An 11,806-nucleotide genomic window follows, 5' to 3' on the forward strand; every position below is an offset into this window, starting at 1 on the left:
TTTTGAACACAAGGAGCGTGTGATGGCAAAGGCAATGATTCTCGCAGCGGGGCAGGGCACCCGTGTTCGTCCGCTGACCAAGGATATTCCCAAGCCTATGGTGCCGATCCTCGGCAAGCCGGTGCTTGAGTACATCATCGAGCACCTCGCGCGCTACGGTGTGAAGGAGATCATGATCAACGTGGCCTTCATGCACCGCAAGATCGAGGAGTATTTCGGCGATGGCCACCGTTGGGGCGTGGAAATCGGCTACTCCTACGAGGGCGCCTACGAGCACGGTGACATCCTGCCCAAGCCGATCGGCTCGGCCGGCGGCATGAAGCACATCCAGGACAATTCCGGTTTCTTCGACGAAACCACTCTGGTGCTGTGCGGTGATGCGATCATCGATCTGGATATCGGTGCCGCGCTTCACGAGCACAAGACCAAGGGCGCGATTGCTTCGGTGGTGACGCTGGATGTGCCGCTCTCCGAAGTCAAGAACTACGGCATCGTGGTGGCCGACGAGGATGGCAAGATCATTTCCTTCCAGGAAAAACCCAGCCCCGAGGAGGCCAAGAGCACGCTGGCTTCCACCGGTATCTACATCTTCGAGCCGGCTGCGCTCGATCTGGTGCCCTCCGGCAAGGTGTATGACATTGGCTCTGAACTCTTCCCCTCGCTGGTCGAGAAAGGTTTGCCCTTCTTCGCCCAGAACCGCTTCTTCAACTGGATCGATATCGGTCGCGTAACCGATTACTGGACCGTGCTGCAGCGCGTGCTGCGCGGCGAAGTAGCGCAGATGGACATGCCGGGCAAGGAGGTGCGTCCGGGCGTGTTCGTGGGCCTGAATACCCATATCGACTGGGACAAGGTACACATCGAGGGCCCGGTCTATATCGGCTCCAGCGTGAAGATCGAGGAAGGTGCGACCATCATTGGCCCGACTTGGATCGGCCATGGCTGCCATATCCGCAAGGCCTCGACCGTGGTGCGCAGCGTGCTCTTCGAATACACCCGCATCGGTGCTGGCATGACCTTCGCCGAAATGATCGTGTCGTCGCACTACTGCGTGGATCGTACCGGCCATACCGTGTATGCCGGGGACGACCGCACCATCCTGCGCTGGGGCGACGCGCGCGCCTGATGACCGAGGCTGCCGCTCACCCTTTCTCCCGCCTGGCACCCGACCTGGTGCTGGATGCCATTGATGCCACCGGTCTGCGTACGGACGGCCGCTTGCTGGCGCTGAACAGCTATGAGAACCGGGTGTATCAGGCCGGGGTTGAGGATAGCGGTTTCGTGGTGGCCAAGTTCTACCGGCCCGAACGCTGGACGGACGCGGCCATTCGCGAAGAGCATGCTTTCACGCTCCAGCTGGCCGAGCAGGAGGTTCCCGCCGTGCCGCCGATCGTGTTGCCGGATGGCGATACTCTGGCCCGGCATGAAGGTTTTCGCGTGGCCGTGTTCGAGCGACGTGGCGGCCGCAGCCCGGAACTGGACGATCCGGCCGTGCTGGAGTGGCTGGGGCGTTTCATTGGGCGAATCCATGCTGTGGGCGCGACCCGCAGCTTTGAGCATCGCCTGACGCTGGACGCCGTGAGCTGGGGTGAGCAGCCTGCAGCTTACGTGCTCGATTGCCCGCATCTGCCGGCAGATCTGCGCGAGGCGTACCGCAGTGCAACGAGCTCCGCGCTGGATCAGGTGCGGCGTAGCTTCGAGCGCGCAGGGGATGTGAAGACCTTGCGCCTGCACGGTGATTGCCATCCGGGTAATGTGCTGTGGACCGATGCCGGGCCGCATTTCGTTGATTTCGATGATGCTTGCACCGGGCCGGCTGTGCAGGATCTGTGGATGCTGCTCAGTGGCGAGCGTGGCGAGATGACGCGCCAGCTCTGCGATCTGCTGGTGGGTTACGAGGATTTTGCGGATTTCAATCCGCGTGAAGTGAGTCTGATTGAAGCGCTGCGTACCCTGCGCATGATTCATCACGCAGCCTGGTTGGCTCGGCGCTGGGAAGACCCGGCATTCCCTTCCGCCTTCCCGTGGTTCAATACCCGGGCTTGGTGGGAGGAACACATTGGTAGTCTGCGCGACCAGGTGCCGCGCATGGCAGAAGAATGGCATTTTTGAGGACGTTGCAATGAATGTGATCAAGGGCGAAATGGAAGGCCTGCTGATTCTCGAACCGAAGGTTTTCGGCGATGAGCGCGGTTTCTTCATGGAAAGCTTCAATGCGAAAACCTTTGCTGAGGCTACCGGCCTGAAGCTGGATTTTGTGCAGGACAATCACTCCCGCTCCGCACGCGGGGTGCTGCGTGGCCTGCACTATCAGCTGCAGCAACCGCAGGGCAAGCTGGTGCGTGTGGTGAGTGGCCGGGTGTGGGATGTGGCGGTCGACATGCGTCGTTCCTCGCCCACTTTCGGCAAATGGCAGGGCGTCGAGTTGTCAGCCGAAAACAAGCGCCAGTTCTGGGTGCCGGCGGGCTTTGCCCACGGCTTCGTGGTGCTGTCCGAATCGGCAGACTTCCTCTACAAGACCACCGATTACTACGCGCCCGAGCATGAGCGCTGCCTCGCCTGGAACGACCCGGTGGTGGGCGTGGACTGGCGCCTGGGTGACATCGTGCCGCAGCTCTCTGGCAAGGACCAGCAGGGGCTTAAGTTCGTGCAATGTGAAAGCTACGCCTGAGGACTGAAAGCATGGCTACCGTACTCGTCACCGGCGGCGCCGGTTATATCGGCACTCATACTTGCGTGGAGCTGCTGGCCAGCGGGCATGAGGTGATCGTGATCGACAACCTCTCCAACAGCAAGGTGGAGGCTATCCGCCGTGTCGAAGAGATTGCGGGGCGCAAGTTGCTGGCGTTTCATCAGGCGGATGTGCGTGATCAGGCCGTGATGCGCCGGGTGTTCCGTTCGCAGCCGATTGATGCCGTGATTCATTTCGCGGCGCTCAAGGCGGTCGGTGAGTCGGTGGCCAAGCCGCTGATGTATTACGACAACAACATTGCAGGCACTGTGGCGCTGGCCGAAGTGATGGCTGAGTTTGGTGTGAAGACCCTGGTCTTCAGCTCATCGGCCACGGTGTATGGCGATCCGGCGACGGTGCCTATCCGTGAGGACTTTCCGACCGGCCCGACCAATCCCTATGGTCGCACCAAGTGGATGATGGAGTATGTGCTGAGCGATCTGGCTGCCGCCGATCCCGAGTGGCGGGTGGCCTTGCTGCGCTACTTCAATCCGGTCGGCGCGCACCCCTCAGGGCGCATCGGCGAGGATCCCAATGGCATTCCGAACAACCTGATGCCGTTTGTGTCGCAAGTGGCGGTGGGCAAACGGGCAAAGCTCGCGGTGTTCGGCGGCGACTATGCCACGCCGGATGGCACGGGCGTGCGCGACTACATCCACGTCGTCGATCTGGCTGTGGGGCATGTGCAGGCGCTGGAGTACCTGGCGCAGAAGCAGGGTGTGCTGACGGTGAATCTCGGTACGGGGCAGGGCTACTCGGTGCTGGACGTGGTCAAGGCTTTCGAGAAAGCTTCCGGTAAGCCGGTGCCCTATGAAATCGTGGCCCGCCGGGCAGGGGATATAGCCCAGTGCTATGCGGATCCGGCCATGGCGGCCGAACTGCTGGGCTGGAAAGCCAAGCGCGGGATTGAAGAGATGTGCGCGGACTCCTGGCGCTGGCAAAGCGGCAATCCGGATGGTTACGCCTGAGGTTTTTCAGGCCGGCAAGCAAAGGGCGCCGACGGCGCCCTTTGTGTTTTCTGGACCCGCGTTCAGCCGAAACTGAGGGTGTCGGCAAAGGCCACGGCCTGCAGCAAGGCGGCGGATACCTGCTGCACGGTGAGGCCTAGCGATTCGGTCTGGGCTCGTAGCTGATCCGGCATGAAGCCCTCGGATGCAATGGCCAGCTTGAGCAAGGGTGCGTACAGGCCTTCGCCCTGCAACAAGGCTTCGTGGATTGGCTCGGGCAGGGTCATCTGCTCCAGCACGACGCCGATCTCGGAGCCGAGCAAGACATCCAGCAGCGAGAAGGCGCCGGTGATGAAAAGGTTGTCGAGCTGGTTCTTGTCGAAGAACTGTTCGCCGAGGATTTCCATCATCCGTCCGCGCGCGATCGCCGCCTGCATCACGGCCGGTGCGGCGGGGTCATTGCTGGCCGAGACCAGCAGCAGAGATAGCCACTTGTTGAGCCTGTCACGACCAAGAATGGTGACTGCATGGCGGAAGGACTGCACCTCCACCATCAGCCCGAAGCCGGCCGAATTGATGTAGCGCAGCAGCTTGTAGGGCAGGGAGACATCGCGCTTGAGGGCGGTTTCGATCTCGCTGATATCTGAGTCATTACGCACCAGATTCAGCAGATGCACGATCTGCGCATGCGAAGGGGCGAGTTGTTTCGACGGGGTGACGCCCTTCAGGAAGAACCAGCCTGCAGCACCGGTATAACCGGAGGTGACGGCACGTTCGAAGGCCGGCACGTCAGCCAGCCCCCAGGCCAGCGGCAGACCGGGCGCATTGTGTGGGTTAGGGACTTTGTTGATGTCAGCCAATGCAAAGCGGCAATCGATACCTTCCGGCCATGCCGTACCGGGCTGATACCAGGACAGGGCCAGCGGTGTGCCGGCCTCGGCAAAGCGGCCGACAAGTTCCTGGATCTGGGTGTATTGCAGGGCCGGTGCCGGGATCTCGATCAGAGTGTTTTCCGGTGGAGCCCAGCCGAGCAGGTCGGATGAGGGCACCAGGCGGCCGAAGCTGATGAAAACCGGGTGGACTGCGGGCCAGTGCGGGCGCAGGGCTTCAAGGGCCTGCACGGCCTGTGTGATGTTGGCCGCATGCACGATGATGCGGTTGGCGGTGATGGCGCGTTGCTGATTGACGATGGGCTCGCGGGTAATCAGTACTCCGGTGCTCATGATGCGGGCTCCCTGCTATGTGCTCTGGTCTAGCCGCCCTGCGCCAGTGCGGGGTTACATCATGTTTGCGGGCTGGCGGCGAAGGTGAAGGCGTCTGCGTAGAAGTCGGTTAACGGCAGCGCACAGCGTTCACTGAAATCCTTTTTGGCGGCTTCGATCATGGCCGGTGCGCCGCAGGCGTAAACCTGATATCCGGAGAGATCCGGCAGGTCTGCCATCACGGCCTGATGCACGAGGCCGGTGCGCCCGCTCCAGCCCTCTGTTGCGTCGGAAATGACCGGCACGTAGCGGAAATTGGCCAGCTGGCGTTCCCAGCTTTGGGCCAGTTCATGCAGGTAAAGGCCGCCGGGGTCGCGGGCGCCCCAGTAGAGCGTGGCCGGGCGGCCATTGCCGTGGTTCAGCATGTGTTCGACGATGGCCTTGATCGGCGCGAAACCGGTACCGCCGGCCAGGAATACCAGCGGTTTGTGGCCACCTTCTTCCGGCGCCTCGCGCAGGAAGAAGCTGCCCAGCGGGCCCTCGATGCGCAGGATGTCGCGCTCCTTCATGGCCGTGAAGACGTGGCCGGTGAATTGCCCGCCTGTGATCAGGCGCACATGCAGTTCGAGGGTGTTGTCCTCGTTCTGCGCATTGGCCACCGAGAAGCTGCGACGCTGGCCATCAGCGAGCAGGAAGTCGATGTACTGACCGGGCAGGAAGTGGAAGGTGTCGCTCGGTGGCAGGCGCAGGGTCAGGCGGATCACATCGCTGGCGAGTTTTTCCAGGCTCTGGACGCGGCAGGGCATCTTGCGCACCGGGATGTCGTGCGCCGAGCGTACGTCGCGGCATTCGAGCACCAGATCGCTTTGGGCGTGGGCACAGCACATCAGGCTCAGGCCCTGGGCGCGCTCGGCCTCGGGCAGGGTGGTGAGCGGGCTGCGGCCATGGGCCACGCTGCCGGCCAGCACCTTGGTCTTGCAGGCGCCGCAGGCGCCATCACGGCAGCCATAGGGCACCATCAGTTCGGCATCGAGGGCGGCTTGCAGGAGGCTGGTGTCGGCATCGGCCGCGAAGCTGCGACCACTGGGCTGGAGCGTGACCTTGAAGGACATGGCGGGCGTATGCAAAAGGGAGGAAACGGATTCCTGAATTATCGCCCAAGCTGCGCCGAAATGAAGGCATCTGCCGCCGGGTGATCTGGGATAATCCGCGCATGGATCGTCTTCTCATCATCGGCAGTGGCGACGTGGCCTTGCGGGCCATGCCCTGGCTGCGTCAGCGCTTTCGCGTCTATGCCCTTGTCCGCCGGGCAGAAGCGGCGGCGCAGTGGCGTTTGGTCGGCGCGGTGCCGGTGTCCGGTGATCTGGATGATGCTGCCAGCCTGCGACGTCTGGGCGGGCTGGCGGATGTCCTGCTGCATTGCGCGCCACCGCCGGAAGGCGGCCAGGATGACCCGCGCATGCGTCGTCTGCTGGCCGCCTTGCAGCAACGCGGGCAGGGGCCGCGGTGCATCGTGTATGTGAGTACCAGTGGTGTGTATGGGGATTGCGCAGGCGCGCGGGTCGATGAATCGCATCCCTTGCGTCCGGCCACCGCACGCGCGCGTCGTCGGGTGGCCGCCGAGCGGTGTTTGCGGGCCCATTCCATCGCCAGCGGCTGTGCCCTGTGCATCCTGCGCGCGCCCGGCATCTATGCGGCCGAGCGTCTGTCGCTGGCGCGCCTGCAGCGGGGAGACCCGGTGCTGCAGGCGAGTGAGGATGTATTTACCAATCACATCCACGCCGCTGATCTGGCACGCGCTGCTGGGCTGGCCCTGTTTCGTGGCCCGCACCTGCGCATCTTCAATGTGTGCGACGATTCGCAGCTGGCAATGGGGGATTATTACGACGCAATGGCCGATATTTTCGGTTTGGCGCGCCCGCCGCGTCTGAGCCGAGCCGAGTGCGCGCAGCATCTCTCACCTGTGACGCTGAGCTTCATGAGCGAGTCGCGTCGTCTCGATAACACCCGCATCCGCCGCGAGCTGCGCTGGTCGCCGCGCTTTGCCGATGTGCGTGATGGCCTCGCGGCAGCCTGTGCCGAACTTCAATCTCAAGGACAATGACATGTGGTATCCGTGGCTCAAGGCCCTGCACGTTTTCTTCGTCATCAGCTGGTTTGCCGGCCTTTTTTATCTGCCGCGCATTTATGTGAATCTGGCCGCCGTGCCGCTTGAGAACAGTAGCGAGTACGCGCGCCTGCTGGGTATGGCGCAGCGCCTCAAGCGCTTCATGCTGCCCTTGATGCTGGGCACCTGGATTTTCGGTGTGGCGATCACTTTCACGCTCGCCGGGCCTGCTTCCTGGTGGAGCCAGCCCTGGCTGCATGTGAAGTTGCTGCTGGTGCTGGCCCTGACCGGTTATGACGGTTTCTGCAGCAAGCTGCTGCGTGAGTTCCGCGAGCTGCGCAATACGCGCAGCCATGTCTGGTACCGGTGGTTCAACGAAGTGCCGGTCTTCTTCCTGCTGGCGATCCTGATCCTTGTGATCGTTCGTCCTTTTTGAGCTGTTTCCATGACTGAAACCTTTTTCGCCCCTTGCCCGCGCGGCCTTGAACCCCTGCTTGCCGAAGAGTTGCGTGCCTGCGGGGCCACGCGTGTGGAGCCCACCCATGGCGGCGTGGCCAGCGAGGGCGACTGGGCCTATGCCTATCGCGTGAATCTGGAGAGTCGTCTGGCGACTCGCCTGCTGTGGAAGGTGGGCTTCACACGCTACCGCAGCGAGGAGGAAATCTACCGCCTAGCCAGCAGCGTGGCCTGGGCGCGCCACTTCGATACGATCAATACGATCCGCATCAATGTCACCTCGATCAAGTCTCCCCTCAAGAGCCTGAACTTCGTCACCCTGCGCATCAAGGATGGCATCTGCGATCACTTCCGCGCCATCAAGGGCGGCCGGCCGGATGTGGATACGCATAGCCCGGACATGCGCATTCATGCCTTTCTGGACGAGCAGACCTGTACGCTCTATCTCGACACTTCCGGTGAGCCGCTCTACAAGCGTGGCTTCAAGCGCGCCAAGGTCGAGGCGCCGCTGAAGGAGAACCTGGCTGCCGGCATTCTCAAGCTCAGCGGCTGGCAACCGGGCCAGACCCTGCTTGATCCGATGTGCGGCAGTGGCACCTTCCTGATCGAAGCGGCGCAGATGGCGCTCGATATCGCGCCGGGTCTTGGGCGACATTTCGCTTTCGAAAAGTTCCGCCAGTTTGATGCCGAACTCTGGCAAGGCATCCGCAAGGCCGCCCAGGCGCGCCAGCGAACTGCAGACAATCTGCCGATATTTGGCGCAGACATCGATCCTCGCCAGGTCAGCAATGCAGAGGCCAACCTCGAAGCTGCCGGGCTTACCGGCAAGGTTGAACTGCTGGTGTGTGATGTGCTGGATCTGGAAGCGCCGGATGACGCTGGCGTGCTGGTCAGCAATCCGCCTTACGGCGTGCGCCTGTCCTCCGGTGACGAGCTTTACGATTGGTATCCGAAGCTGGGAGATACCTTGAAGCGGGGCTTTGCCGGCTGGAATTGCTACTTCCTCACGGCCGATCTGGAGATGGCCAAGCGCATGGGCCTCAAGGCTAGCAAACGCACCCCGCTCATGAACGGCGATCTTGATTGCCGGGTGTTCGAGTTCAAGGTGGTGGCGGGACAGAACCGGAGTTGATCAGGCCTGCCGTGCTTGCCATGTACCGTTTCTGCCACATGACGTAGGCCTGTTCGAGGAGCTGAGCCAGCAGCGCATAGACCAGCACCCCGAACAGCAGCTCGCCGCCCGGGGCGCTGGCGCTGAGCAGCACAGCGACCCCGGCAAAGCGCTGCGAGCAGCTAACGGCCAGGGCCGTACGATCCTTCGGCGCCGGGCCGCCGAGCAGATGGCCGATGGCGATCGAAGCCGTGAAGAGCAGCGTCAGGGCCAGCATGTTCGTGCCGTTCAGCTCCGCGAACATGCGCCATTGGGTGCCGAGTACGCCTACCAGAAAAGCCAGCAACAGCCGGCTGCCGATCCTGATCATGCCTTGCGAGATGCGCTCGGCAAAGGCCGGACGCAGACGGTGTAGCAGAATGCCGCACAGCATTGGCAGCAGGTAGGCCCGGGCCATCACCGAGAATACCTGCAGGGCTGGCGGTTCATGTTCCGGGTGGGCTGCGAAATGAATCCAGAGTGGCAGCATGACGCTGGCGCACAACACCGAGTGCAGCAGCAGGCCGAAGGTGAAGGGCGAATGCTCCAGCCAGTGAAGCTTGCGCGGCAGCAGCGGGACGCCGGAGGAGGCCGCCAGCACGATCAGGGTTGTGGCCGCAGCTGGAGAGAGGGGCAGCAGGCGGGTCAGCAGCACGGCCACCAGCGGTACGCAGACGAACATTGCCAAGCCTGCCCGCAGCGCCTGACTGCGCTGGCGCCAGAAGCTGGCAAAATCTTCTGGATGGATCGAGAGCCCCAGCGCAAATGCCATGCCCATGATCAGGATCTGGATTCCGGGGAGCAGGGCGGATATCAGCATGCGTGCGCCGTCGTCAGATAAGGAAAAGGCCGCAACGGAGTTTTCCGGGCGGCCTTGTCATGTGCAAGCAGATTGCGCTCAGATGATGTCGAGATTCTGCACGCCAGCGAGCAAATCCTTGTCTGCGTGCTTGCTGTTGAGCTTGATCTGCAGGCGCAGGTCGTTCACCGAGTCGGCGTTGCGCAAGGCATCCTCGAAGGTGATGAGCCCGGCTTCGTAAAGATCGAAGAGCGCCTGATCGAAGGTCTGCATGCCGATTTCGCGCGAGCGCTTCATCACATCTTTCAGCTCGGTCACTTCGCCCTTGAAGATCAGGTCCGAAATCAGCGGTGAGTTCAGCATCACCTCGATGGCTGGCACGCGGCCCTTGCTTTCCTTGCGTGGCAATAGGCGCTGCGACACGATGCCACGCAGGTTCAGCGACAGATCCATGAGCAGCTGGGAGCGGCGCTCTTCAGGGAAAAAGTTGATGATCCGGTCGATGGCCTGGTTGGCGCTGTTGGCGTGCAGCGTGGCCAGACACAGGTGGCCGGTTTCGGCGAAGGCGATGCCGTAGTCCATGGTCTCGCGGTCGCGGATTTCGCCCATCAGGATCACGTCCGGCGCCTGGCGCAGGGTGTTCTTGAGGCCGTTCTCCCAGGATTCGGTATCCAGCCCTACTTCGCGCTGCGTGACCACGCAGTTCTTGTGAGCGTGCACATATTCGATCGGGTCCTCGAGCGTGATGATGTGGCCGTAGGTGTGCTCGTTGCGGTAGTCCACCAGCGCAGCCAGTGAGGTCGTCTTGCCGGTGCCGGTGCCACCGACGAAGATCACCAGCCCGCGCTTGGACATGGCGATCTCGCGGATGATCGGCGGCAGGCCCAGCTCTTCCAGGGTGGGGATGCGCGCCGCGATGGTCCGTGCGATCAGGCCGATACGGCCTTGCTGCACGAAGGCGTTCATGCGGAAGCGGCCGATGCCGGAGGGCGAGATCGCGAAGTTGCACTCCTTGGTGGACTCGAACTCGGCGGCTTGCTTGTCGTTCATGACCGCGCGGGCGATTTCCTGGGTGTGCTGGGGCGAGAGGATCTGGTTCGACTGTGGCACGATCTTGCCGTCGATCTTGATCGCGGGCGGAAAACCGGCGGTGATGAAAAGGTCCGAGCCCTTCTTGCTGACCATCAGTTTGAGCAGGTCCTGTACGAACCTGAGCGCCTGATCGCGTTCCATGCTGTCTCCGTAACTGCCGGGTGCCCCGGCCTTGCTTCAATGCGTTGAGGGCTCAGTTGCCCGGGAACAGATCCTTGTTGGACGCACGCACGCGGGCCTCGGCAGGCGAAACGATATTGCGGCGCACGAGATCCTGCAGGTTCTGGTCCAGCGTCTGCATGCCATATTGCTGGCCGGTCTGGATCGAGGAGTACATCTGCGCGACCTTGTTTTCACGGATCAGGTTACGGATTGCCGGGGTGCCGATCATGATTTCATGAGCGGCCACGCGGCCCTGACCGTCCTTGGTCTTGAGCAGGGTTTGCGAGATCACCGCGCGCAGCGATTCGGACAACATGGCGCGGATCATTTCCTTCTCTTCGGCCGGGAATACGTCGACCACGCGGTCAACGGTCTTGGCGGCTGAGGAAGTGTGCAGGGTGCCGAACACCAGGTGGCCGGTTTCAGCGGCAGTCATGGCGAGGCGGATGGTTTCCAGATCACGCAACTCGCCCACCAGAATCACGTCCGGATCTTCCCGCAGGGCGGAGCGCAGGGCGTTGGAGAAGGAGTGGGTGTCGCGGTGCACCTCACGCTGGTTGATCAGGCAGCGCTTGCTCTGGTGCACGAATTCGATCGGATCCTCGATGGTGAGGATGTGGGCATACTGGTTCTCGTTCACGTAATCGACCATCGCTGCCAGCGTGGTGGACTTGCCCGAGCCGGTCGGGCCGGTCACCAGCACGATGCCGCGTGGCTGATCCGAAATTTCCTTGAAAACCTTGGGGCAGTTCAGATCTTCCAGCGTCAGCACCTTGGACGGAATGGTCCGGAACACCGCGCCGGCACCCCGCTCCTGGATGAAGGCGTTGACGCGGAAGCGCGCCAGATTAGGCACCGCGAAGGAGAAGTCACACTCGAGGAATTCCTCGTACTGCTTGCGCTGGCTGTCGTTCATGATGTCATACACCATGGCGTGCACATCCTTGTGCTCCAGCGGCGGCAGATTGATTCGGCGCACGTCGCCGTTCACCCGGATCATCGGCGGCAGGCCGGCCGAGAGGTGCAAGTCGGAGGCCTTGTTCTTGACGGAGAAGGCCAGCAGTTCGGTAATTTCCATGGTGAATTCGCTTCCCGGGATTCAAAAGGGGGAGTTCGGCACGACTGCTATACTTTTCGGCGCATTGGCACACGAAGTTGAA

General features: G+C 62.3%; 12 protein-coding genes. 7 read left to right on the forward strand and 5 right to left on the reverse strand.

The genetic code is table 11. The annotated features are described in order from the left end of the window. Nucleotides 1-22: 22 nt before the first annotated feature. The 4 genes from HJ583_RS03345 to galE are packed head-to-tail and all read left to right on the forward strand — an operon-like array spanning nt 23 to nt 3,699. Nucleotides 23-1,126, forward strand: a complete 1,104-nt coding sequence (locus tag HJ583_RS03345) for a sugar phosphate nucleotidyltransferase (RefSeq protein WP_170020480.1) — start codon at nt 23-25, stop codon at nt 1,124-1,126. Beyond that, nucleotides 1,126-2,112 (forward strand): serine/threonine protein kinase, encoded by a 987-nt coding sequence (locus tag HJ583_RS03350; protein ID WP_170020482.1) that lies wholly within the window; start codon nt 1,126-1,128, stop codon nt 2,110-2,112. Before HJ583_RS03345 ends, HJ583_RS03350 begins: the two co-directional genes overlap by 1 nt. Before the next feature lie 10 nt (nt 2,113-2,122). After that, a complete protein-coding gene (gene rfbC / locus HJ583_RS03355) occupies nt 2,123-2,671 on the forward strand; it encodes a dTDP-4-dehydrorhamnose 3,5-epimerase (protein ID WP_170020484.1) in 549 nt (182 codons plus the stop codon). Nucleotides 2,672-2,682: 11 nt separating this feature from the next. Beyond that, nucleotides 2,683-3,699: a UDP-glucose 4-epimerase GalE gene (galE, locus tag HJ583_RS03360; protein ID WP_101941535.1), complete on the forward strand. Its 1,017-nt coding sequence runs from the start codon at nt 2,683-2,685 to the stop codon at nt 3,697-3,699. A gap of 62 nt (nt 3,700-3,761) precedes the next feature. Here the strand turns inward: galE and HJ583_RS03365 are convergent, their stop codons facing one another. Together HJ583_RS03365 and HJ583_RS03370 are read right to left on the reverse strand one after the other, a co-directional pair. Continuing rightward, nucleotides 3,762-4,901 carry an EAL and HDOD domain-containing protein gene (locus HJ583_RS03365; RefSeq protein WP_170020486.1) on the reverse strand — a complete coding sequence of 380 codons (1,140 nt, stop codon included), beginning with the start codon at nt 4,899-4,901 and terminating at the stop codon, nt 3,762-3,764. Nucleotides 4,902-4,960: 59 nt separating this feature from the next. Next, nucleotides 4,961-5,992 carry a CDP-6-deoxy-delta-3,4-glucoseen reductase gene (locus tag HJ583_RS03370; RefSeq protein WP_170020488.1) on the reverse strand — a complete coding sequence of 344 codons (1,032 nt, stop codon included), beginning with the start codon at nt 5,990-5,992 and terminating at the stop codon, nt 4,961-4,963. 101 nt (nt 5,993-6,093) lie between these two features. Here HJ583_RS03370 and HJ583_RS03375 point away from each other — a divergent pair, with 101 nt between their 5' ends. From HJ583_RS03375 to HJ583_RS03385, 3 genes are read left to right on the forward strand one after another with little or no spacing between them, the layout of a single operon-like run. Next, entirely contained in the window at nt 6,094-6,984 is an 891-nt protein-coding gene (locus HJ583_RS03375; RefSeq protein WP_170020490.1) for an NAD-dependent epimerase/dehydratase family protein, read from the forward strand. Nucleotide 6,985: 1 nt separating this feature from the next. Further along, entirely contained in the window at nt 6,986-7,423 is a 438-nt protein-coding gene (locus HJ583_RS03380; protein WP_170020492.1) for a CopD family protein, read from the forward strand. Between the two features lie 9 nt (nt 7,424-7,432). Next, nucleotides 7,433-8,575, forward strand: a complete 1,143-nt coding sequence (locus tag HJ583_RS03385) for a THUMP domain-containing class I SAM-dependent RNA methyltransferase (protein WP_170020494.1) — start codon at nt 7,433-7,435, stop codon at nt 8,573-8,575. Here the strand turns inward: HJ583_RS03385 and HJ583_RS03390 are convergent. The 3 genes from HJ583_RS03390 to HJ583_RS03400 form a co-directional block, all read right to left on the reverse strand. Next, nucleotides 8,544-9,413: a bile acid:sodium symporter family protein gene (locus tag HJ583_RS03390; RefSeq protein WP_170020496.1), complete on the reverse strand. Its 870-nt coding sequence runs from the start codon at nt 9,411-9,413 to the stop codon at nt 8,544-8,546. The genes HJ583_RS03385 and HJ583_RS03390 overlap by 32 nt on opposite strands. Nucleotides 9,414-9,491: 78 nt before the next feature. Then, nucleotides 9,492-10,625, reverse strand: coding sequence for a PilT/PilU family type 4a pilus ATPase (locus tag HJ583_RS03395; protein ID WP_170020498.1), 1,134 nt, complete (start codon nt 10,623-10,625; stop codon nt 9,492-9,494). A gap of 52 nt (nt 10,626-10,677) precedes the next feature. After that, nucleotides 10,678-11,724 (reverse strand): type IV pilus twitching motility protein PilT, encoded by a 1,047-nt coding sequence (locus HJ583_RS03400; RefSeq protein ID WP_101941528.1) that lies wholly within the window; start codon nt 11,722-11,724, stop codon nt 10,678-10,680. Nucleotides 11,725-11,806 lie beyond the last annotated feature (82 nt).

Origin of the sequence: Uliginosibacterium aquaticum (assembly GCF_012972705.2) — a bacterium.
Lineage (GTDB): Bacteria > Pseudomonadota > Gammaproteobacteria > Burkholderiales > Rhodocyclaceae > Uliginosibacterium > Uliginosibacterium aquaticum.